This window comes from Acidovorax sp. 59 (assembly GCF_002754175.1).
Taxonomy (GTDB): domain Bacteria; phylum Pseudomonadota; class Gammaproteobacteria; order Burkholderiales; family Burkholderiaceae_C; genus Acidovorax; species Acidovorax delafieldii.
This window is the reverse complement of sequence record NZ_PEET01000001.1, coordinates 2,905,398-2,926,228: the sequence shown is the minus strand read 5'-3', so window position 1 is coordinate 2,926,228 and position 20,831 is coordinate 2,905,398. Positions and strand designations below refer to the sequence as shown.

The 20,831-nt window shown below is 64.2% G+C and carries 21 protein-coding genes; 11 read left to right on the top strand and 10 right to left on the bottom strand.

The features are described 5' to 3' along the window. Window positions 1-34 precede the first annotated feature (34 nt). The 3 genes from CLU87_RS13270 to CLU87_RS13260 form a co-directional block, all read right to left on the bottom strand. On the bottom strand, window positions 35-583 hold the full coding sequence (locus tag CLU87_RS13270; protein WP_099730732.1) for a DUF924 family protein: 549 nt from the start codon (window positions 581-583) through the stop codon (window positions 35-37). Between the two features lie 531 nt (window positions 584-1,114). Continuing rightward, window positions 1,115-1,897 carry a TIGR02391 family protein gene (locus tag CLU87_RS13265; protein ID WP_143227278.1) on the bottom strand — a complete coding sequence of 261 codons (783 nt, stop codon included), beginning with the start codon at window positions 1,895-1,897 and terminating at the stop codon, window positions 1,115-1,117. Window positions 1,898-2,120: 223 nt separating this feature from the next. Beyond that, a complete protein-coding gene (locus CLU87_RS13260; protein WP_099730730.1) occupies window positions 2,121-3,956 on the bottom strand; it encodes a glutamine--tRNA ligase/YqeY domain fusion protein in 1,836 nt (611 codons plus the stop codon). A gap of 171 nt (window positions 3,957-4,127) precedes the next feature. Between CLU87_RS13260 and CLU87_RS13255 the strand changes: the two genes are divergently transcribed. The 6 genes from CLU87_RS13255 to CLU87_RS13230 all read left to right on the top strand — a co-directional run bounded on the left by CLU87_RS13255 (window position 4,128) and on the right by CLU87_RS13230 (window position 8,361). After that, window positions 4,128-4,463 (top strand): hypothetical protein, encoded by a 336-nt coding sequence (locus CLU87_RS13255; protein WP_056064701.1) that lies wholly within the window; start codon window positions 4,128-4,130, stop codon window positions 4,461-4,463. Between the two features lie 192 nt (window positions 4,464-4,655). Continuing rightward, entirely contained in the window at window positions 4,656-5,129 is a 474-nt protein-coding gene (gene aroQ / locus CLU87_RS13250) for a type II 3-dehydroquinate dehydratase (RefSeq protein WP_056064698.1), read from the top strand. A 27-nt stretch (window positions 5,130-5,156) separates the two neighbouring features. Beyond that, window positions 5,157-5,570, top strand: a complete 414-nt coding sequence (gene arfB, locus CLU87_RS13245) for an alternative ribosome rescue aminoacyl-tRNA hydrolase ArfB (RefSeq protein WP_099730729.1) — start codon at window positions 5,157-5,159, stop codon at window positions 5,568-5,570. Between the two features lie 170 nt (window positions 5,571-5,740). Further along, on the top strand, window positions 5,741-6,571 hold the full coding sequence (locus tag CLU87_RS13240) for a class III extradiol ring-cleavage dioxygenase (protein ID WP_099730728.1): 831 nt from the start codon (window positions 5,741-5,743) through the stop codon (window positions 6,569-6,571). 58 nt (window positions 6,572-6,629) lie between these two features. Beyond that, complete coding sequence (locus CLU87_RS13235) at window positions 6,630-7,301, top strand: alpha/beta hydrolase (protein ID WP_099730727.1); 672 nt, start codon at window positions 6,630-6,632, stop codon at window positions 7,299-7,301. Window positions 7,302-7,464: 163 nt separating this feature from the next. Continuing rightward, window positions 7,465-8,361: a DUF3014 domain-containing protein gene (locus CLU87_RS13230; RefSeq protein WP_099730726.1), complete on the top strand. Its 897-nt coding sequence runs from the start codon at window positions 7,465-7,467 to the stop codon at window positions 8,359-8,361. A gap of 34 nt (window positions 8,362-8,395) precedes the next feature. Here CLU87_RS13230 and CLU87_RS13225 read toward each other — a convergent pair whose 3' ends face one another. After that, window positions 8,396-8,863, bottom strand: a complete 468-nt coding sequence (locus tag CLU87_RS13225) for an Lrp/AsnC family transcriptional regulator (RefSeq protein ID WP_099730725.1) — start codon at window positions 8,861-8,863, stop codon at window positions 8,396-8,398. Between the two features lie 102 nt (window positions 8,864-8,965). On the opposite strand from CLU87_RS13225, the gene mdeB reads away from it, so the two are divergent. Together mdeB and CLU87_RS13215 are read left to right on the top strand one after the other, a co-directional pair. After that, complete coding sequence (gene mdeB / locus CLU87_RS13220; RefSeq protein ID WP_099730724.1) at window positions 8,966-11,632, top strand: alpha-ketoglutarate dehydrogenase; 2,667 nt, start codon at window positions 8,966-8,968, stop codon at window positions 11,630-11,632. 144 nt (window positions 11,633-11,776) lie between these two features. Then, window positions 11,777-12,010: a hypothetical protein gene (locus tag CLU87_RS13215; RefSeq protein ID WP_099730723.1), complete on the top strand. Its 234-nt coding sequence runs from the start codon at window positions 11,777-11,779 to the stop codon at window positions 12,008-12,010. 109 nt (window positions 12,011-12,119) lie between these two features. On the opposite strand, the gene CLU87_RS13210 is transcribed toward CLU87_RS13215, so the two are convergent. The 6 genes from CLU87_RS13210 to CLU87_RS13185 all read right to left on the bottom strand — a co-directional run bounded on the left by CLU87_RS13210 (window position 12,120) and on the right by CLU87_RS13185 (window position 17,442). Then, window positions 12,120-12,944 (bottom strand): zinc-dependent peptidase, encoded by an 825-nt coding sequence (locus CLU87_RS13210; protein ID WP_099730722.1) that lies wholly within the window; start codon window positions 12,942-12,944, stop codon window positions 12,120-12,122. 46 nt (window positions 12,945-12,990) lie between these two features. Continuing rightward, window positions 12,991-13,791: a UDP-2,3-diacylglucosamine diphosphatase gene (locus tag CLU87_RS13205; protein ID WP_199170828.1), complete on the bottom strand. Its 801-nt coding sequence runs from the start codon at window positions 13,789-13,791 to the stop codon at window positions 12,991-12,993. 82 nt (window positions 13,792-13,873) lie between these two features. Further along, window positions 13,874-14,380, bottom strand: coding sequence for a peptidylprolyl isomerase (locus tag CLU87_RS13200; protein WP_056064668.1), 507 nt, complete (start codon window positions 14,378-14,380; stop codon window positions 13,874-13,876). Between the two features lie 29 nt (window positions 14,381-14,409). Beyond that, window positions 14,410-14,991 carry a peptidylprolyl isomerase gene (locus CLU87_RS13195; RefSeq protein ID WP_099730721.1) on the bottom strand — a complete coding sequence of 194 codons (582 nt, stop codon included), beginning with the start codon at window positions 14,989-14,991 and terminating at the stop codon, window positions 14,410-14,412. After that, the gene (locus tag CLU87_RS13190) at window positions 14,988-16,295 is read right to left on the bottom strand and encodes a L,D-transpeptidase family protein (protein WP_099730720.1); all 1,308 of its coding nucleotides are present in this window, start codon (window positions 16,293-16,295) and stop codon (window positions 14,988-14,990) included. Before CLU87_RS13190 ends, CLU87_RS13195 begins: the two co-directional genes overlap by 4 nt. 70 nt (window positions 16,296-16,365) lie before the next feature. Next, window positions 16,366-17,442 (bottom strand): tetratricopeptide repeat protein, encoded by a 1,077-nt coding sequence (locus tag CLU87_RS13185; RefSeq protein ID WP_099730719.1) that lies wholly within the window; start codon window positions 17,440-17,442, stop codon window positions 16,366-16,368. Between the two features lie 218 nt (window positions 17,443-17,660). Between CLU87_RS13185 and cysS the strand changes: the two genes are divergently transcribed. From cysS to CLU87_RS13170, 3 genes are all read left to right on the top strand, one after another. Next, complete coding sequence (gene cysS, locus CLU87_RS13180) at window positions 17,661-19,043, top strand: cysteine--tRNA ligase (RefSeq protein WP_099730718.1); 1,383 nt, start codon at window positions 17,661-17,663, stop codon at window positions 19,041-19,043. Between the two features lie 47 nt (window positions 19,044-19,090). After that, window positions 19,091-19,765 carry a DNA-3-methyladenine glycosylase gene (locus CLU87_RS13175; RefSeq protein ID WP_056747082.1) on the top strand — a complete coding sequence of 225 codons (675 nt, stop codon included), beginning with the start codon at window positions 19,091-19,093 and terminating at the stop codon, window positions 19,763-19,765. Window positions 19,766-19,844: 79 nt separating this feature from the next. Next, complete coding sequence (locus CLU87_RS13170; RefSeq protein ID WP_056747083.1) at window positions 19,845-20,822, top strand: acetyl-CoA carboxylase carboxyltransferase subunit alpha; 978 nt, start codon at window positions 19,845-19,847, stop codon at window positions 20,820-20,822. The last annotated feature ends 9 nt before the right edge of the window (window positions 20,823-20,831 follow it).

The following is a 20,831-nucleotide window of genomic DNA, read 5'->3' as shown; positions in this document are numbered from 1 at the left end:
GTGCTATGAAGAATATAGCGAATTAGTGCGATGCCTAAAACGATGACCCCGGCTCGCTCAAAAACGCCAGCTCTTCGGCCGTGGAGGTGCGGCCCAGCACCGCGTTGCGATGCGGGTAGCGCCCAAAGCGGTCGATGATGGCCTTGTGCCGGCGCTCAAAGTCTAGGTTGTTTTCCATGCCCGGCTGCGCAAACAGCGCGAGGGCTTGCTCATGAATCACGGCAGATTCGCTGTGCATGTACGGCATGTAGGCAAACACGCGCTGCGCCGTAGGCAGGCTGCGGTCCTGCCCGCTGGCCACCAGCTCTTGCGCCAGGGCGAGGGCCAGTGCGTCTTGCGCAAAGGCGCGGGCGGTGTCGCGGTACACATTGCGCGAGAACTGGTCCAGCACCAGGATTTCTGCCAACCGGCCTTCTGGGGTAGCGCGCCAGGGGAACAGTTCACAGCGGGCTGCGGCATCCAGCGTGGGGCCGAAGCGGGTTCGGATGGATTCGTCCAGGGCGGCGTCTTTGAAGAAATGCTGCTGGGGAGTGAGTTCGGTGAACCAGAACTGGAGGATCTGGGGAAATTGCGTTAGAGCCATGGCGTGGGTTTGGTTAGAGGGGCGATGGCCAGGAGTTGTCGGTGAAGTTATCGCAACCTGAAGCGCTCAACGTAGGGGGGCAGATCGCGCCGTGGGCGAGGTTGAGCCGCATTTCCTGTTTTCTAGTCGCGAGAATGCCCATCGATCACACTCTGCTTCGAATTCTTGACCCCACCCGTTTTCAATGTGAGCCAGTTCGTGAAGAACAGTGTGTGACAAGAACTGATATGGGCTACTTTCTAGCAGTTCACTTTCTGTCGCAAAGCCGGTGACGGCAAGTCCATCGATCATGCTACGTATCGACCGTTCATCGATAGCTCGTCGTACAGCGACGATGAAAGAGTGAGTGCGATTGGGCGGGAAGGCTGCTGCGATCGGATCGCCCCTAACGCTGTAGGCGTTGGCCTGGGCCCAAGACCTAATGGTCTCGGCTGAAACCAAAGATACCGTCTTGGTTGCGAAGCGCTTAATCAGCTCTTCGAGGTCTGAGCGGTATATCTCGACGTCTTGGATTTGCATGCGATCTGACGTTTAAGTAGCGAGCGTTGAAATGTCAGAACAACGCCTAGAGTCAACAATTTTTAGAAGGTGCGATGCGAGCATGATCATGTCTCGTGCCTCCTTCGCTTCGATCGCAACACGACGATGTGACGATGGATTCTTGTAGCTACCAATTGCTCCGGTCATTAGGCTCATTAGCGCGACGCGTTCGCCTCGCTCGGCGGTCATGTCAGTCAAGGGACCTTCTTCTGGATGAAAAGCTCGGCTTGCAAGTTGTACGCCAACTAGGTCATGACCTAAGTTCGCGGCGTTCCGTATTGAAACTTCCAGCGACTTGAACGCCTCGAAAACTGCGGTCTCGAACCTAGATTGAAAGAACAGTGGCCGGACGTGCTGCAGCAGTTCCGGATGCAGAAAGGTCTCTGGTAGTTGTTCACTTGTCATGAACTGCCTTAGAGCTTGATGGTCACGCAGAGCTTCGCCTTGGCGAGTTGGTACGTACCAATCGTTGTCTTGCTCTGGGTGCTTGGCGATAAATCCATTTGCTTCCAGCCACGACCAAGCTGCTGAGCAAGCAGTGCCAACTGCTCCGTCGGCTGTCTGTCCGGGCTGAGCGTACTCACGTTCTGCTTGGATGCAGAAGTTGCGTCGATTCCAGACCCCGCGCTCCATTGGGTCAGCGGACATAAGCACTTCGAGCACGTAGCCGGCGAGATCTGTGATCGGCATCGTTGCGACGGCATGTCCTTCTGGGACCAGTGAGCGAAGTGGGGTCATTTGAGACGTCAAAGGTAATAAAGATTGGAAATCCATGCAGCATCGGCTGTAACCGAGCTGCAGCTTCTGCAAACTGAGCTCGCCTTTACGTCGACTAAAACGTGGGTCCGCCAACCGTGCTTTTCGGTGTCAGCGAATCCATTTTGAATCAATGATCGTTTCAGCGAACGGGTACTGTCGGCTCAGCAGCAATAGTCGCTCTAAATGAAAAAAGCCAGCAGACTTGAGGTCTGCTGGCTTTTCAAGATTCAAAGTGAAATCACTTCCCCCACGAATCCTTCAACCCCACCGCCAAGTTAAACACCGGCTTTTCGGCTTTGTGGTCAATACGATCCGCCACAAAGTACCCATGCCGCTCAAACTGAAACTTGTCGTCTGGCTTCGCATTGGCCAATGACGGCTCCACGATGGCGGTCACCACCTTCAGGCTGTTCGGGTTCAGGCTTTCGATGAAGTCCTTGCCGCCCGCGTCGGGCTGCGCGTCCAGGAACAGGCGGTCGTACATGCGCACTTCGGCGTTCACGCCGTCGGCCACACCCACCCAGGTGATGGCGGCTTTGACCTTCACGCTGTCGGCGCCGGGGGTGCCGCTTTTGGTGTCGGGCACCACGGTGGCCAGCACTTCGGTGATGACTCCGTTAGCGTCCTTGGTGCAGCCGGTGCATTCGATGACGTAGCCGCCCTTCAGGCGCACCTTGTTGCCGGGGAAGAGGCGCTTGTAGCCCTTGGGGGGCACTTCTTCAAAGTCTTCGCGCTCGATCCAGACTTCCTTGCCGATGGTGAAGTGGCGCACGGGGCTTTCCACGCCTTCGGGTGGGTGGGGCAGGGCGGGCAGGCTGCAGGGCTCCAGGTGGCCTGCGCCCATCACGTCGTCCCAGTTGGTGAGCACCAGCTTGACGGGGTTGAGCACGGCCATGCCGCGGTGGGCCTTCAGCTCCAGGTCTTCGCGCAGGCAGCCTTCCAGGGTGCTGTAGTCGATCCAGCTGTCGGATTTGGTGACGCCGATGCGCTCGGCAAAGGTCTGGATGGCGGCGGGCGTGTAGCCACGGCGGCGCAGGCCCACGATGGTGGGCATGCGGGGGTCGTCCCAGCCGCTGACCTTGTGGTCGTACACCAGCTGGGCGAGCTTGCGTTTGCTGGTGATGACGTAGGTGAGGTTCAGGCGCGCAAATTCGTACTGGCGGGGGGGCGGGCTGGCCAGCAGGCCGCCTTTGGTCAGGCGCTCCAGCAGCCAGTCGTAGAAGGGGCGCTGATCTTCAAACTCCAGCGTGCACAGGCTGTGGGTGATCTGCTCCAGCGCGTCCTCGATGGGGTGCGCGTAGGTGTACATGGGGTAGATGCACCAGGTGTCGCCCGTGTTGTGGTGCGTGGCGCGGCGGATGCGGTAGATGGCCGGGTCGCGCATGTTGATGTTGGGGCTGGCCATGTCGATCTTGGCGCGCAGCACCATCGATCCGTCTTCGTGTTGGCCGTCCTTCATCTCGCGGAAGATGCGCAGGTTCTCTGCCGGCGTGCGGCTGCGGAAGGGGCTGTCCACGCCGGGCTTGCTGAAGTCGCCCCGGTTCACGCGCATTTGTTCGGCGGTCTGTTCGTCCACGTAGGCGTGGCCGGCTTCGATCAGGTATTCGGCTGCCCGGTACATGAAGCCGAAGTAGTCGCTGGCCTGGTAGGGGGCGGCGCTGCCAGGGGCCTGGCCGATCTGTGTCCAGTCAAAACCGAGCCATTTCACGGCGTCGATGATGCTGTTGACGTATTCGGTGTCTTCTTTTTCGGGGTTGGTGTCGTCAAAGCGCAGGTGGCACACGCCGCCATAGTCGCGCGCCAGGCCAAAGTTGATGCAGATGCTCTTGGCGTGGCCCACGTGCAGGTAGCCGTTGGGTTCGGGCGGGAAGCGGGTGCGGATCTTGGCGGGATCGGGCTGGCCGGCCGTGTGGTGGGCGGCGTCGCCGGGGGTGCCAGCCCAGCGGCGGGTGGCGTAGGTGCCTTTGTCCAGGTCGTGTTCGATGATCTGGCGCAAAAAATTGCTGGGCTTGACGGTTTCAGGGGCCGCAGAAGTGGCAGTGGCGGCGGTATTGGCGGGGGAGGGGGTGCTCATCCAGCCATTTTAGGCGGCGGTTTCGTGACGGTTTACGCATTAAAACCAGCGCGTGTACGTTCAGACACAACGTAAAGACGATTTTGTGCCATCCTTTTAGGCACTTGGTGCGTTGTGTACCGGTGAGGCGTGTCCTTTTGGTGGGCCGCCCTCATTCACTAGGAGATTTCCATGACGAAAACCCGTTCTGTTTCTACTGCGGCCGCTGTGGCGGGTGTAGCGCTGGCCCTGTTGGCCGGTGCTGGCTCCGCCCAGGCCCGCGATGTCAATTGGTCCGTGGGCATTGGCGTGCCAGGCGTGGTGGTGGGGGCCAGCAATGGCTACTACGCCCCCGCCCCGGTGTATGTGGCACCGCCCCCACCGGTGTACTACGCTCCCCCTCCACGCCCTGTGTACTACAACGCTCCCCCGGTGTACTACACGCCACCCCCAGCGGTGTATTACGGCGGTTATGGTTATGGCCACCGCCACCACGGGCACGGCCACGGTCGCCACTGGGACCGTTGATCAGCCCCCAGCGGCTGGTTTGTCACCAACCTCTTGGGCGCGAGTCGCTCACAGGCAGCGTTGCACAGGCTGCCTTTTACAGCGGTCCTTCGGGGCCGCTTTTTTATTGGGGCGGCCCCTGCGCTGGGGCGCCGCATAATCCCGCACTCTGGCCTGCCAGCGTGGCAGGCGCATTGCCCCGGAGACTTGTCTGTGACTGCCAATAAAACCGTTTTTGTCCTCAATGGCCCTAACCTGAACCTGCTGGGCACGCGCGAGCCTGCCGTTTACGGCGCAGCCACCCTGGCCGATGTGGAAAAGCTCTGCACCGACGCCTGCAACCGCCACGGTTTTGCGCTGCGTTTTCACCAAAGCAACCACGAAGGCGCGCTGGTGGACTGGATTCACGAGGCGGGCCGCCTGCACGCAGCGGGCGAGCTGGCGGGCGTGGTGATGAACGCTGGGGCCTACACCCACACCAGCATTGCGCTACACGACGCCATCAAGGGCACGGGCATCACCCTGATCGAGCTGCACATCAGCAATGTGCATGCGCGCGAGGCCTACCGCCACCATTCGTACATGGCCGCCGCCGCCAAGGCAGTGATGTGTGGCTTTGGCGTGCTGGGCTATGGCCTGGCGATTGACGGGCTGGCGCAGTTGCTGGCCCAGCAGCCAGCGGCCTGATGGCTGGGCGCGGGGGATTCCACGGCCATGGCCCCGCTGCCCCTGCAAATTTCTGAGGACGAGGTTGAAATCACCGCCATGCGCGCGCAGGGCGCGGGCGGACAAAACGTCAACAAGGTATCGAGCGCGGTCCACCTGCGGTTTGACGTGGTGGCGTCGTCGCTGCCCGAGGGCGTGAAGGAGCGCCTGCTGGCCCTGCGCGACACCCGCATCACGCAAGACGGTGTGCTGGTCATCAAGGCCCAGCAGTACCGCAGCCAGGAGCAAAACCGTGCCGATGCCCTGGAGCGGCTCAATGCGCTGGTCAACAGCGTGGCCGTGCCGCCCCGCGTGCGCCGGGCCACCAAGCCCACCTATGGGTCGAAACAGCGGCGCTTAAAAAGCAAAACGCAGCGGGGCGAGACCAAGGCACTGCGGGGCAGGGTGCGCGACGGCTCCTGACCTGCGGGCCAGAGCAGGCCTGCGTAGGGGCTGGAGGGCGTTACGCGCTGTGCACCAGGGCGCTGTCAATGTTTGATTGGCATCATCCGTAGAACAATCTGTCTGCCTTGCAGGGCTTGGTATCACGGGCTATCAGTCCTACATTCATGGTGTTCCTTGTTGGAGTTGTCATGTCTGCCTCTGCCCAAGCCCCCGTTCCTGTTTCTGCCGCAGTCCCCGCGCTGTTTGTGTCGCATGGTGCGCCCTTGTTCGCATTGGACGCTGGCACCACGGGCCCGGCGCTCACGCAATGGGGCCAGAGCCTGAAGTCGCAATACCCCGGCCTGCGTGGCGTGGTGGTCATGTCGCCGCATTGGATGGCGCGCTCGGCGCAGGTGATGACCGGGCCGCAGCCTGCCACCTGGCACGACTTTGGCGGATTCCCTCCCGCGCTGTACCAGCTGCAGTACCCCGCTCCGGGCTCACCCGCTTTGGCGCAAGAAGTTCTGGGTCTGTTGCAGGCTGCTGGCGTGGCGGCCCAGGGCGATGCCGCGCGTCCCTTTGACCACGGCGCCTGGGTGCCGCTGATGCACTTGTTCCCGCTGGCCGACGTGCCTGTGGTGCAGGTGGCGCTGCCCGTGGGCGCGGGCCCGGCCGATGTGTATGCACTGGGAGCCGCCTTGCGCAGCCTGCGCAGCCAGGGCGTGCTGGTGCTGGGGTCGGGCAGCATGACGCACAACCTGGCCGAGTTTTTTGGCGGCGAGCGCGCGCCCGCGCCCTATGTGCTGGAGTTCAGCCGCTGGATCGAGGACGCTCTGGCCCGTGGGGACATGGCAGCACTGCTCAACTACCGCAGCCAGGCGCCTCACGCCCACCGCGCACATCCGACCGAAGACCACTTTTTGCCGATCTTCTTTGCACTGGGCGCAGCAGGCGACGACCTGCACGCAAACTACTTGAGCCGCGAGGTGATGTACAGCATGCTGTCGATGGACGCTTTTGCTCTGGAGCCGGCGCACTGACACGGAACTCCTCGCATTCCACCCGTTTTTGGCCCTAAACCATTCGAGGCGCACATATATGCTTACCTTGCCGCTCACATTTTTGCAGCGTCCCGCTGCCGCCACCGCACCCCGGCCCTGGCTGCTGGTGCTGATGCATGGCGTGGGCAGCAACGAGCAGGACCTGTTCAGCCTGGCCCCGCAGATCCCGGACCGGTTTCATGTGCTGAGCCTGCGTGCGCCGTTTCGCATGGGGCCGGGCTCACACGCGTGGTTTGATTTCTCCATCGAGCCCAGCGGCGAGCGCACCATCAACGAAGAGCAGGAGGCGCAAAGCCGCGCCCTGGTAGCCCAGGCGGTCGAGTCTGCCGCCGATCAGCTGGGCATTCCGCCCGAGCGGGTGGTGGTGGGTGGCTTCAGCCAGGGCGGCATCATGGCGCTGTCGCTGTTGCTCACCCGGCCCGCGTTGATGCATGCAGGCCTGGTGTGGCACAGCCGCCTGCTGCCGCAGGTGGTGCCGCTCACCGCACCTGCCGATGCGCTGCGCGGCAAGCAACTGTGGCTGAGCCACGGTACCCACGACAACGTGATCCCGCTGGCCAACGCCCAGGCCATCGCCCACCACATGGCGCCACTGCCGGTGACGGTGACGTACCGCGAGTTCCCCAGCGCACACGAGATTCGTCCCTCCGAGCTGGCAGCCACGGTGGCCTGGCTGGAGTCGCTGTCCACCACGCCCACGGCGTTCTAGGCAGATTTTGTGGGCGGGCCAGCCCGATGCTGGCTACATCGCGTTACCAGGGCCTGGGCGTGTGGCGATCCAATCGGGCAAGTCGCCTTTGGGGGGACTGGCAGGGAACGCCTAACGCTGTAGAGGCTCGGACAAGGGTTGTTCCTGTGTTGAAGGAGAGCCGATGCCCGATCAAGACACCGCAGAATTCCGCCCCGCGCCAGAGCGCACCTCCCCCGCACTCTGGGTCTTGCTGGCCGCGCTGGTGTGCGCCGTGGCGGCTGGCGCGGCATGGTGGTTCTGGCTGCGGCCGGTAGAGATCGCATTGGCGCCACCCCCTGTGGTGGCCGCTCCACCAGCACCGGCAGCGCCCCCGCCCGCTCCCGCTCCCGAGGCGTCGGGGCCGCAGAACCCGGTGGATGCGCTGGCACCGCCCGACGCTGCCTTGCCTGCGCTGGCCGAGTCTGACCCTCGGGTTGCAGAGCTGTTGGCCGAGCTGCTGGGCCGCGACAAGCTGGCGATGTTTCTGCAGACCGACGGTTTTGTGCGTCGTGTGGTGGCCACGGTGGACAACCTGGGCCGCGCCCACGCGCCATCGCGCATGTGGCCGGTGCAGCCCACGGCGCAGCGGTTTGTGGTGGATGGCACTGGCAACGCGCCCACCACCATCGCGGCGGCCAATGCCGCACGCTACAGCGCCTTCTTGGCGTTTGCTGAAGCGGTACCGATGGAGCCCGCCGTGGCGCTGTACGCGCGGCTGTACCCGCTGTTTCAGCAAGCGTATGAAGAGCTGGGCTACCCCCGGCGCTACTTCAACGACCGCCTGGTGGCGGTGCTGGACCAACTGCTGCAGGCGCCCGAGCCGGCGGGCCCGCTGCAGGTCAAGCTCACGCCCGTGAACACCGAAGTGCCCAACCTGCGGCCCTGGGTGCGCTACGAGTTTGTGGACCCCGCGCTGGAGGCGCTGCCCAGCGGTCAGAAGATCCTGCTGCGCATGGGCCCCGCCAACGAGGCGCGTGCCAAGGCGCTGATCCGCGAGCTGCGCAAGCGCGTGGTCACGAGCGGCGTGGCGCGTAAATAGCGTTTGCATCGCATCCGGCGGCCTGTGGGCTGCATCAGGCGCTGGGCAAGGGCAGGGCGGTCTTGTAGCGCACCTGCTTAAGTGCAAAGCTCGACCGGATCTTCTCCACGCCCGGAATGGGCGACAGCTGCTCCAGAATGAAACGTTCCAACGCCCCAATGTCGGCAAGCGCTACCCGAATCAGGTAGTCGCTGTCTCCGCTCATCAGGTAGCACTCCATCACCTCATCGTGCTCGGCAATGCGGCGTTCAAAGTCGGCCAGGGCCTCCTTGCTTTGCGCCTTGAGGCTGATGCTGATGAACACATTCAGGCCAAGCCCCAGCGCCGCCGCATTGGCCAGCGCCACATAGCGGCTGATGACGCCTGCTGCCTCGAGCGCCTTCACTCGCGCCAGGCAGGGCGAGGGCGACAGGTGCACGCGCCGCGCCAGTTCCACGTTGGACAAAGATCCATCGGCCTGCAGCTCGGCCAGAATGCGCAAATCGAGGGTATCCAGTTTCATATGCCGCAGTTTATGGCTTTGGCGGCATAAAGTGCTATAGGTGTGCGTCACGAAAGGCAAAACGGCAACTCATTTGGAGCCAGCCTCGCTACAGTGGCCTCCATGAACGCCCTCACACCCCACGCCCTGCTGCAACAAGCCACCGGCGCCCCCCTGGACGCCGATCCCGAAGAAACCGCCGAGTGGCGCGATGCCTTCCTGGCACTCGTCGCCACCGAAGGCCCCGAGCGAGCGCGGCACATGCTGCAGGAGCTGGTGCGGGTGGCGCGTGCCCAGCGCATTGGCTGGCAGCCCGACCTGAACACGCCGTACGTGAACACCGTGGCGGTGCAGGACCAGCCTGTGTTCCCGGGTGACCTGGCCATCGAGGAGCGCGTGGCTTCCATCGTGCGCTGGAACGCGCTGGCCATGGTGGTGCGGGCCAACCAGGCGTATGGCGAGCTGGGTGGGCACATCGCCAGCTACGCCAGTGCTGCGGATCTTTTCGAAAGCGGGTTCAACCATTTTTTTCGTGCCCGTGAAGGCCTGGGCGAAGGGCAGCACCGGGGCGATCTGGTGTTCTTCCAGCCGCACAGCGCGCCCGGCGTGTATGCCCGCGCCTTCCTGGAAGGGCGCCTGTCCGAGCAGGACCTGATGCACTACCGCCAGGAACTGACGGCGCCGGGTGCAGGCGCGCAGGGGCTGTCGAGCTACCCGCACCCCTGGCTGATGCCGGACTTCTGGCAGTTCCCCACGGGCTCGATGGGCATCGGCCCTATCAGCAGCATCTACCACGCACGCTTTATGCGCTACCTCACGCACCGCAACCTGCTGAACTGCGCGGGGCGCAAGGTGTGGGGCGTGTTCGGCGATGGCGAGATGGACGAGCCCGAGAGCATGAGCGCGCTGACCCTGGCCGCGCGTGAAGGCCTGGACAACCTGGTCTGGGTCGTCAACTGCAACCTGCAGCGCCTGGATGGCCCAGTGCGTGGCAACGGCCGCATCATCGACGAGCTGGAGCGCTTGTTCGCCGGCGCGGGTTGGAACGTGGTCAAGCTGGTGTGGGGCAGCGACTGGGACGGCCTGTTCGCCCGCGACCTGACCGGTGCGCTGGTGCGCACGCTCGAAGGCACGGTGGACGGCCAGATGCAGACTTTTGCCGCCAAGGACGGCCGCTTCAACCGCGACAACTTCTTCGGTCAGAACCCTGAGCTGGCGGCCCTGGCCCAGGGCATGACGGACGAGCAGATCGACCGCTTGAAGCGCGGCGGGCACGACCTGGTGAAGATCCACGCCGCCTACGCCGCCGCCGCTGCGCACAAGGGGCAGCCCACCGTGATCCTGGCCCACACCAAGAAGGGCTACGGCATGGGCACTGCCGGCCAGGGCAAGATGACCACGCACAGCCAGAAGAAGCTGGACGAGACCGACCTCATCGAGTTTCGCAATCGCTTCAACCTGCCGCTCAGCGACGAGCAGGCCACCAGCCTGGCCTTCTTCAAGCCCGCCGAAGACAGCTCCGAAATGCGCTACCTGCGCAGCCACCGCGACGCACTGGGCGGCTACCTGCCGCGCCGCGAGACGGCGTGCGACGCGCTGCCCGTCCCATCCATCGATAGCTACGCGCAGTTCGCGCTGCAGGCCGATGGCAAGGAGATGAGCACCACCATGGCCTTCGTGCGCATGCTGGGCACGTTGCTCAAAGACGCCACGCTGGGCCCGCGCATCGTGCCCATCGTGGCCGACGAGGCGCGCACCTTCGGCATGGCCAATCTGTTCAAGCAGGTGGGCATCTACAGCAGCGTGGGCCAGCGCTATGCGCCCGAGGACATCGGCTCGGTGCTGAGCTACCGCGAGGCGCTGGACGGCCAGATTCTGGAAGAAGGCATCAGCGAGGCCGGTGCCATCGCCAGCTGGACGGCGGCCGCCACCAGCTACAGCGTGCACGGCCTGGCCATGCTGCCGTTTTATATCTACTACTCGATGTTCGGCTTCCAGCGCGTGGGCGACGCTATCTGGGCGGCTGCGGACCAGCGTGCGCGCGGCTTCCTCTTGGGCGCGACCTCGGGCCGCACCACACTGGGCGGCGAGGGCCTGCAGCACCAGGACGGCAGCAGCCATTTGGTCGCCGCCACCATCCCCAACTGCAAGGCCTACGACCCGGCCTATGCGGGCGAGATGGCCGTCATCATCGATGCCGGCATGCGCGAGATGGTGACCGACCAGCGCGACGTCTTCTACTACGTCACGCTGATGAACGAGAACTACGCACAACCCGACCTGCCCGCCGGTACGGCAGAAGGCGTGATGCGTGGATGCTATGTTTTCAGGAGCTATTCAGGCAATATCCACCAGCGCGACAGCGCGATTTCGTCCAAAAGCGTCACCCTGATGGGCTCTGGTGCCATCCTGACCGAGGTGGTCAAGGCCGCAGAACAACTTGCGAGTGAGGGTGTGGATGTGACCGTGCTCAGCGTCACCAGCTGGAGCGAACTGGCCCGCGACGGCGTGGCCTGCGAGCAGCGCTGGCTGGCGGGCGATGCCCAGCCTGCTCCCGCATGGCTGACTCAGCAACTGGCCACGACCCGTGGACCAGTGATCGCCGCCACCGACTACGTGCGCGCCGTGCCCGAGACGGTGCGCGCATTCATCCCCGAAGGGCGCAAGTACATCACCCTGGGCACCGATGGCTTTGGCCGCAGCGACACGCGGGCAGCGCTCCGGCAATTCTTTGGGGTGGATGCAGCCAGCGTGGCCCAGGCAGCGCGGCGAGCGCTGGCCGCTGGCTGATGGGTGCGGGGGGCGAGCGCAGGCGCCTGCCGTCGTTTTACCGTGCCTCCGCTCTGTCGCCTGATGACAGCGGGGGGGGGTGAACGCCATTGCCCAATTTCGCGCAGGCTTCCTACAATGGTTTAGCAACCGTGAGAGGGCGCCATGGCACATGTCATCTGGGACCATAACCCGCCGACCACCTGGATAGCCAACGTGGACGGGCAAGCACTTTGCTCCATCAAGCGCAAAGACATTGGCGGGTGGACCGCCGCCTGGACAGACGACCGCCTGTGGCCGCCGCCCGCACATTCGCCCAAGGCCATGCCGCAACCCACCCAGTTTTTCAGCAGTCTGGAAGAAGCCAAGCAGGCAGTGGAAAACGCGCTGGGCGCGTGAAGGCTGTGCGGTGGGGTGCTGCTGCAGCCTGAGTGACTGCAGGGATGGCTGGCCTGTGGCCTGCCAGCGTACAAAAAGGGGTGGTGGCCCCCCATGCGTACCGCCAGGCTCAGCTTGCAGGGCGCTGGAAGAACGCATCCAGCACTGGCATCAATCCCGGAAACTCCTGGGCAAACCGTTCGCGATTCACAAAGTACGCCTCGCAGGCCACGGCAAAGAACTCGGAGGGCGAGGTGGCGCCGTACGCGTCCAGCCAGGGCCGTTCGGCGCCAAAGCGCTCGGCCATGATCACGCGTTCGCGAAACTGTTCGTAGGCGGGCTCCCAGGCTGCCCACCATGCCTCATACGCCGCACGGCCGGTGTGTGTGTCCATGAAGCCTGCAGGCAAGGGCGGGCAGCCGTTGGGTTGGCCGTTTTTCATATCGAGCTTGTGGACGAACTCGTGCACCACCACGTTGTGGCCGCGCGCGGTGTTCTCGGTGGCGTTGCTCACATGCTGCCAGCTGAGCATGATGGGGCCGCGCTCCATGGCCTCGCCCAGCAGCACCTGGGTGTGCTCGTGCACCACGCCCGCTTCGTCCATCGTCTGGCGGCGGGCCACGGCCTCGCCGGGGTGCAGCACGATGCCCACAAAATCGTCGTACCAGCCAAGCGCCTTGGCGGGGTCGCCCCAATGCAGCAGGGGCAGGCAGGCCTGCGCGGCAATGTCGATGGCCATGGCGTCGGTCACCGTGAGGCCATGGGCACCGTGGAATTCCTTGTGATGCAAAAAGAGCGCGCTCAGCACGCGCAGCTTGGCCTGGTCGTGCAGCGACAGCGCGGCCAGGAACGGGTAGCGCTGGATGGTCTGCAGCCACAACGTGGCAGAGATGTCCGGTACCGGGGCCACGGTGGCGCGCACGCGGCGCCAGAGGCGGTTGAGCAAGGGGGGCATGGCAATCGGGCTGCGGGAGGTGGGCCCGCTCAGTTCATGACCGCTGTTACTTGGGGGCCAGGGGCAGCCGTTCCAAGCCTGCGCTGGACAAACGCAGTGTTTCCAGCCGGGGGGGCAATGCTGCGGCATCCCAGTCGCTCAGCACCACGCGTTGCAGGCCCGGAGCCAGCACATGGTCGGCTGGCCGGTGGGTGTGGCCGTGGATGAGGGTGTGGGCGCCTGCGGCCTGCATCCAGGCGATGGCGGCGGGGCTGTCCACATCGGCGTACGTGGCCCCCGACTGCTTGCGCGCCTCGCTCTCCTGGCGGATGCCGCGCGCCTGCGCGCGGCGCGTGGCCAAGGGCTGGGCCAGAAACTGCTGCTGCCAGGCGGCGCTGCGGGCCTGCAGGCGAAAACGCTGGTAGTCCACATCGTCCAGGCACAGCAGGTCGCCGTGGCTCAGGGCATACCGCTGGCCGCCAAAGACCAGGACTGTGGGGTCTGCCAGGCCGGTGATGCCGCACCCAGCCAGGAAGGCAGGGCCCGCCAGGAAGTCTCGGTTGCCATGCATGAAGTACACCGACAGGCGCTGCGCGGCGGCTCGAAGGAGGGCGCAGCCCCGGGCTTCAAAGCTGCTGGGCTCGCTCATGGCATCGTCGCCCACCCACACTTCGAACAGGTCGCCCAGGATAAAGAGGGCGTCTGCCGTGGTGCCTTCCAGATACTGCTGGAATGCGGCCACCGTGGCGGGCTCGCTGGCCTGCAGGTGCAGGTCTGAAATGAAATCGACCGTGCGCCAATGCGAGGGAGCGACAAGCTCCTCGAACCGGGGCACGGTCGTGGTCACGGGGGGGGCTGGGTGGTTCATCCCTTGCGCTGCGGCCTGCAATGGGCGGCCGACATGGGCGTGGCCTCAGCGGGGCGCGCAGCGCCACAGGGGGATGCAATGCTCAGAGGGCGACGGCCTTCTCGATGATCACGTCTTCCTTCGGCACGTCGTCATGGAAGCCCTTGCGACCCGTCTTCACGGCCTTGATCTTGTCCACCACGTCGGTGCCCGACACGACCTTGCCGAACACGGCATAGCCCCAGCCCTGGGCCGAAGGTGCGGTGTGGTTCAGGAAGCCGTTGTCGGCCACGTTGATGAAGAACTGGGCGGTGGCCGAGTGCGGGTCGCTGGTGCGGGCCATGGCCACGGTGTAGTTGGCGTTCTTCAGGCCGTTGTTGGCTTCGTTTTCGATGGGCGCGTCGGTGCCCTTCTGGGTCATGCCGGGCTCAAAGCCGCCGCCTTGCACCATGAAGCCGGGGATCACGCGGTGGAAGATAGTGTTGTTGTAGTGGCCCTTGTTCACGTAGGCCAGGAAGTTCTCGACCGACTTGGGTGCCTTGGCGGCGTCGAGTTCGAGGGTGATGACGCCGTAGCCGGCGATGTGCAGTTCGACTTGGGGGTTGCTCATGGCTTTGCTTCTTTCAAAAAATGGGCGCTTCACTTCACCACGGTGGCGGAGTTGATGGTGATGGGGGTGGTGGGCACGTTCTGGTGGCCGCCTTTGTTGCCGGTGGCCACGGCCTTGATCTTGTCCACCACGGCGGTGCCTTCTACCACCTTGCCGAACACGGCGTAGCCGTGGCCATCGGGGTTGGGTGCGTTGAGCATGCCGTTGTCCTTCACGTTGATGAAGAACTGCGAAGTGGCCGAGTTGGGATCGCCGGTGCGTGCCATGGCGATGGTGTACGTGTCGTTCTTGAGGCCGTTCTTGGCTTCAAGCGGGATGGGGGCCTTGGTGGGCTTTTGCTGCATGTCAGCCGTGAAGCCGCCGCCCTGGATCATGAAGCCATCGATCACGCGGTGGAAGATCGTGCCGTCGTAGTGCTTGCTGTTCACGTAGGCCAGGAAGTTCTCGACCGTCTTGGGGGCCTTGGTGGCGTCAAGCTGCACGACGATGTCGCCCATCGACGTGGCCAGCTTGACCTTGGGGGCATCTTGCGCCTGTACGGGTGCTACTGTAAACATAGCAGTCAGGGCAATACTTGCCAGCGCTACCGTCGAATTTCTTCTGGAAATCATCCAATCACTCCTTCGAAAAAGATCTGCCATTGTTGGCCGCGGCGCGTCCAGTACTGGCGCTTGACCGGGCCTGTACGGGCGCCTTCGGCGACTTCGCCGAACGTTACCACCATGGTGTCGGCCGAGTCTGTCCACCGCAGGTAAGACTTGTCCTTGAGCTGGAGTTCCCTGCCCTTGAGGGCGCGGGCCTCGGCCTGCAGCACCTGGGTCCATTCCTCCAGCGGCTTCTTGCGGTAGCTCTGGAAGTCGGGCGTATAAAAGCCCAGCAGGCGCTTCATGTCGCCCGCGGTCTTGGCGGTGCTCCAGGCGTTGAGCACCGCTTCGAACGATTTGCGGTCGGCCGCCACGCTGTGAGGCTCCACCCATTGCAACTGGCGCGCAATGACCACGGGGGTGGAGCGGGGCTCCACCGTGCGCAGGATGCGTTCGAGGTCGGGGTTGGCCAGCACGAGGCAACCGTCGGTCGCCAGTGGCGCGCGCGAGAACTGGTCGGGCGGCGTGCCATGCAGCCAGATGCCACTGCCCGTCTTGCCCCGGCTCTGGTCCAGGGGGTTGGGATAGTTGATGGGCAGGGCGCCCGCGCCGTAGAAGTCCTTGAGCTTGGCCGGGTCCAGGCGGCTGGTGATGAAGTACACCCCCAGCGGTGTGCGCTGGTCACCCTCCACCTCTTTTTCGATGCCGAGCTTGCCCACGGAGGCATAGTAGTCGGCCACCAGCCGCAGGCCCTGGGCGGTGTTTTCAAAGAGATACAGGCGAGAGCGCGAGGTGTCCACCGCAATCGCGTGGCGCGAGCGAGGGGACAGCTCCAGGAACTGTGCGGGGATGGCATTGACCGGGGGGCGGCTGCGTTGTGCATCCACCCGCTGGCGCGATTCGGTGCGCAATTCGGCCAGTGCCGCAGCGGCCTGGATGCTGCGGGCCGAGTCCGGCTCAGGGGCCACATCGCCCATATGCCGCAGGGGGCGGGTTCGCGACATGAGCAGGTCACCGACCGCCAGTTGCGCCAGCTGGAAATTGGGGTAGTCGCGCGCCAGGCTTTCGGCCTGGGCCAGCGCCTCGCGACCCCGGCCTTCGGCCACCAGCTTGTAGACCGCCATGAGGCGCGTCTCCGCTTGGCCGTCGCGCAGCTCAGCAGGTGTGGGCGCCACTGGGGGCGTGGTGGATGCCGCATGCGCAGCAGCCGCCCGGCGGGCCTTGGCACCCTGCGGCAGGGCTGGCGTGGCCAACGAGAGGCCCAGCAGCAACAGCACCGCCGATGCTGCCCTGCGGCCTGCGTTGGTCAGGGGCACAAACATGCAAACCATCTATCAGCTGACTGTCAGGGCAAAAAAAAAGCCCGCGCGGAAGGCGCAGGCGCCGCATCGGGGGCCATGGTCAACCGCCTGTGGATTCGCGAACGATGGTCCAGCGGCCGTTGTTATTGACGAGGTCCAACGTCTTGCGGCTGCTCACGTTGAGCGAGTCGGCACTGTATGCCTGGCGAAACCGGGCCGTGGCCTTGTCACCTTGTACGGACACGGTGATGTCAGAAAGCTTCACGCTGATCTTGGATTTGCCGACGATGCGCGCCTCGCGTTCCTTCTCCCAGGCAGCGCGGCCTTGGCGACCAGGTGGATCGAACGACTTGTCGTACGCGCCCAGGTACCCCTTCATGTCCTTGGACGACCAGGCCGCAGCCCAGGCCTGTACGGCGGAGGTAACGGCCTGGGTGGACGCGTCGCTGGCAGCTGCAGGCGCTGGGGCCGGTGCCGGTGCAGGAGCCGTTGCAGCGGAAGCGGGGCTGACAGTTGGAGCTGGAGCGGCGGCAGGCGCTGGCGCTGCAGCTGCTGGCGCAGCGGCGGGCGCTGGAGCGGGTGCAGGGCGCTGGGTTGCCATCACGGCGGGCGCGGGCGCTGCGGCGGCAGGGCGACCGGTTTTGCTGCCGGGTTCGTTGGAGAACAATTCGCGGATCAGCGCCAGCTTGGGCTTGACGGAGTTGGCGTTGTTGGCATCCAGTTGCAGCGCCTTGTTGTAAGCCTGGCTGGCCAGCTTGGCGTAGATGTCGCCCAGGTTTTCCTGTGCTGTGGCATAGCTGGGGTTGGTGCGGATCGCCATTTCCAGCGCCGTGCGGGCCTTGTCCAGCTGGTTCTGGTTGGCGTACAGCACAGCCAGGTTGTTGTAGGGCTCGGGCAGCTCTGGGTACTCTTCGGTGAGCTTGGTGAAGGTGGCGATGGCGTCGGCCTGCTTGCCCGAGTCGGTCTGGGCCACGCCGCGCAAGAAGCGCAGCTGCGGGTCACGTGGGTTGGCGGCCAGGCGCTGGTCGGCCTTGGCCAGCGCCTCGGACGCCTTGCCAGCCTTGAGCAACTGGGTGATGTCGGCATAGTCGTCCGCGTGGACCACGCCCGTGCCCATCAGGGCGGTCAGTGCCAGAAGGCGCAGTAGGCGTGGGAGTGTGCGTCGGACTTGCTTCATGGGGGTACAAAGGAGTTGGGCGGCAGCCAGCCCGGGCGGGGGCTTATACTGCGGCGGATTGTAGCTGAGGGGGTTGTCATGACGGTACGCTGTTGCCGCTGGTGATTTTGCTGGACGCCCCTTGCCGGGCCACCCCCTGTCAAGGGCCGAGTTCCGCTGCTGCCGGGTGAGTTTCTTTGCCTCGCCCACCCCATCAAGTCTCCCGTTACTGAAATCCCATGAGTTTGCGCATCTACAACACGCTGTCGCGTGCATTGGAAGACTTTTCCCCGCTCGAACCTGGCCATGTGCGCATGTATGTGTGCGGCATGACCATTTATGACCTGTGCCATATCGGCCACGCGCGGATGATGATGGCGTTCGACGTGGTGCAGCGCTGGCTCAAGGCCAGCGGCCTGCGCGTGACCTACGTGCGCAACATCACCGACATCGACGACAAGATCATCAAGCGCGCGCTGGAGCGGGGCATCACCATCCGTCAGCTCACCGACGAGATGATTGCCGCGATGCACCAGGACATCGGCCTGCTGGGCATCGAGCCGCCGTCGGTGGAGCCGCGTGCTACTGAATACGTGCCGCAGATGCTCTCGCTGATCGGTCAGCTGGAGGGCAAGGGCCTGGCCTACCGTGCGAGCAACGGCGACGTGAACTACTCGGTGCGCAAGTTCGATGGCTACGGCAAGCTCTCGGGTAAGTCGCTCGACGAGCTGCGCGCCGGCGAGCGGGTGGCCGTGCTGGACGGCAAGGAAGACCCGCTCGACTTCGTGCTGTGGAAGTCCGCCAAGCCCGAGGAGCCGCCCGAGGCCAAGTGGGACAGCGCTTTTGGTGCTGGCCGCCCCGGCTGGCACATCGAGTGCTCGGCCATGAGCTGCGCCACGCTGGGCGAGACCTTCGACATCCACGGCGGCGGCGCGGACCTGCAGTTCCCCCACCACGAGAACGAAATCGCCCAGAGTGAAGGTGCCACGGGCAAACCGCTGGCCAAGTTCTGGGTGCACAACGGCTTTGTGCGCGTGGACAACGAGAAGATGTCCAAGAGCCTGGGCAACTTCTTCACCATCCGCGACGTGCTCAAGACGTACGACGCAGAAACCGTGCGCTTTTTCATCGTCCGCGCCCACTACCGCAGTGCGCTGAACTACAGCGATGCGCATCTGGATGACGCGCGCCAGGCGCTCAAGCGGCTGTACACCGCGCTGAGCCTGGTGACTCCCTCACAAGCGGCATCCATCGACTGGTCCAACCCTTACGCGGCCCGCTTCAAGGCCGCGATGGACGAGGACTTTGGCACTCCCGAGGCCGTGGCCGTGCTGTTTGACCTGGCCAGCGAGGTCAACAAGACCCGCTCCGTCGAGCTGGCGGGGTTGCTCCAGGCGCTGGGTGGCTGCCTGGGGATCTTGCAGGGTGACCCCAAGGCTTTTCTTCAGTCCAGGGCCGCCGGTGTGGATGAGTCTGAGATTCAGGCACAGATTGCTGCCCGGGCCGCAGCCAAGGCGGCCAAGAACTTTGCCGAGGCCGACCGCATCCGCAACCACTTGCTGGCCCAGGGCATCGTGCTCAAGGACTCTGCCGCCGGCACCACATGGGAAGCTGCCCAATGAGCATTGTTTTGATGCTAAATATGCCAGTAGTGCAGGTGGAATAAGCGGTGGCAGCTTCTAAAAAGATAGCGGGTGACGCTGTGGCGCCGTCGCTGGTGCTGGCCACGCCCGACTACTGGGCCGAGGCCTGCAAGCACCTGGTGAAAAAAGACCGGGTGATGAAGCGCCTGATACCGCAGTTTGGCGACGCCGCGCTGCAAACCAAGGGCGACCCCTTCATCACACTGGCGCGTTCCATCGTGGGACAGCAGGTGTCAGTCGCGTCAGCACAGGCCGTATGGGAGCGTTTTGTGGCGCTGCTGCCGCGCGGCATGAAGCCCGCCAGCGTGCTCAAGCTCAAGATCGACGACATGCGGGCCGCGGGCCTGTCTGCCCGCAAGGTGGACTACCTGGTGGACCTGGCCATGCACTTTGAAGGCGGCAAGCTGCACGTCAAGGACTGGGCCGCCATGGACGATGAAGCCATCATTGCCGAGCTGGTGGCCATCCGTGGCATCGGTCGATGGACGGCCGAGATGTTTTTGATCTTCTATTTGATGCGGCCCAATGTTTTGCCCCTCGATGACGTGGGGTTGATCAGCGGCATCAGCCAGAATTACTTCTCTGGCGACCCCGTGAGCCGCAGTGACGCCCGCGAGGTGGCCGAGGCCTGGAAGCCCTGGTGCAGCGTCGCGACTTGGTATATTTGGCGGTCTCTGGACCCCCTGCCTGTAACTTATTGACACCACTGCAGGCGCGCCGGTTACAGTGCGTGCCATTCGTGGCAACCCCGCCGGGTGCGATCCCCCTAGGAGAAAAACGTTGGCGAAAAAGACCTTTCTGGATTTCGAACAGCCCATTGCCGAGCTGGAGTCCAAAATTGAAGAACTGCGCTACGTGCAGACCGAGAGTGCCGTCGATATCTCGGAAGAGATCGACCAGCTGAGCAAGAAGAGCCAGCAACTCACCAAAGACATTTACAGCGAACTGTCGCCCTGGCAGATCACCAAGATCGCCCGCCACCCTGAGCGTCCCTACACGCTCGACTACGTGCGCGACATCTTCACCGACTTCGTCGAGCTGCACGGCGACCGCCACTACGCGGACGACCTGTCCATCGTGGGCGGCCTCGCGCGCTTCAACGGCCACGCCTGTATGGTGCTGGGCCATCAGAAGGGCCGCGACACGAAGGAGCGCGCCATGCGCAACTTTGGCATGAGCAAGCCAGAGGGCTATCGCAAGGCCCTGCGCCTGATGAAGACGGCCGAGAAATTCAAGCTGCCCGTGTTCACCTTTGTGGACACGCCCGGCGCCTATCCGGGCATTGACGCCGAAGAGCGCGGCCAGTCCGAGGCCATTGGCCGCAACATCTTCGAGATGGCGCAGCTCGAAGTACCCATCATCACCACCATCATTGGCGAAGGCGGCTCCGGCGGCGCCTTGGCCATCAGCGTGGCCGATCAGGTTGTGATGCTGCAATACGCCATCTACTCGGTCATCAGCCCCGAAGGCTGTGCGTCCATCCTCTGGAAGACCAGCGACAAGGCGCAAGAGGCCGCTGACGCCCTGGGCATCACCGCCCACCGCCTCAAGGCCCTGGGCCTGGTGGACAAGATCGTGAGCGAGCCCGTGGGTGGTGCCCATCGCGACCACAAGCAGATGGCCGCATTTTTGAAGCGCGCTTTGGGCGATGCCTTCCGCCAGGTGGCAGACCTCAAGACCAAAGACTTGCTGGACCGTCGTTACGAGCGTCTGCAGAGCTACGGCCGCTTCAGCGACACCAAGGCGGACGCCCGCTAAGCCCGCTGA

Coding starts and splice junctions, on each gene's coding strand:
- CLU87_RS13195 (WP_099730721.1), bottom strand. CDS start 14,991: ATGATTTCCAGAAGAAATTCGACGGTAGCGCTGGCAAGTATTGCCCTG.
- mdeB (WP_099730724.1), top strand. CDS start 8,966: ATGAACGCCCTCACACCCCACGCCCTGCTGCAACAAGCCACCGGCGCC.
- CLU87_RS13210 (WP_099730722.1), bottom strand. CDS start 12,944: ATGCCCCCCTTGCTCAACCGCCTCTGGCGCCGCGTGCGCGCCACCGTG.
- CLU87_RS13270 (WP_099730732.1), bottom strand. CDS start 583: ATGGCTCTAACGCAATTTCCCCAGATCCTCCAGTTCTGGTTCACCGAA.
- CLU87_RS13235 (WP_099730727.1), top strand. CDS start 6,630: ATGCTTACCTTGCCGCTCACATTTTTGCAGCGTCCCGCTGCCGCCACC.
- CLU87_RS13200 (WP_056064668.1), bottom strand. CDS start 14,380: ATGAGCAACCCCCAAGTCGAACTGCACATCGCCGGCTACGGCGTCATC.
- CLU87_RS13225 (WP_099730725.1), bottom strand. CDS start 8,863: ATGAAACTGGATACCCTCGATTTGCGCATTCTGGCCGAGCTGCAGGCC.
- CLU87_RS13265 (WP_143227278.1), bottom strand. CDS start 1,897: ATGGATTTCCAATCTTTATTACCTTTGACGTCTCAAATGACCCCACTT.
- CLU87_RS13240 (WP_099730728.1), top strand. CDS start 5,741: ATGTCTGCCTCTGCCCAAGCCCCCGTTCCTGTTTCTGCCGCAGTCCCC.
- CLU87_RS13260 (WP_099730730.1), bottom strand. CDS start 3,956: ATGAGCACCCCCTCCCCCGCCAATACCGCCGCCACTGCCACTTCTGCG.
- CLU87_RS13185 (WP_099730719.1), bottom strand. CDS start 17,442: ATGAAGCAAGTCCGACGCACACTCCCACGCCTACTGCGCCTTCTGGCA.
- CLU87_RS13215 (WP_099730723.1), top strand. CDS start 11,777: ATGGCACATGTCATCTGGGACCATAACCCGCCGACCACCTGGATAGCC.
- cysS (WP_099730718.1), top strand. CDS start 17,661: ATGAGTTTGCGCATCTACAACACGCTGTCGCGTGCATTGGAAGACTTT.
- CLU87_RS13230 (WP_099730726.1), top strand. CDS start 7,465: ATGCCCGATCAAGACACCGCAGAATTCCGCCCCGCGCCAGAGCGCACC.
- CLU87_RS13205 (WP_199170828.1), bottom strand. CDS start 13,791: ATGAACCACCCAGCCCCCCCCGTGACCACGACCGTGCCCCGGTTCGAG.
- arfB (WP_099730729.1), top strand. CDS start 5,157: ATGGCCCCGCTGCCCCTGCAAATTTCTGAGGACGAGGTTGAAATCACC.
- CLU87_RS13190 (WP_099730720.1), bottom strand. CDS start 16,295: ATGGTTTGCATGTTTGTGCCCCTGACCAACGCAGGCCGCAGGGCAGCA.
- CLU87_RS13255 (WP_056064701.1), top strand. CDS start 4,128: ATGACGAAAACCCGTTCTGTTTCTACTGCGGCCGCTGTGGCGGGTGTA.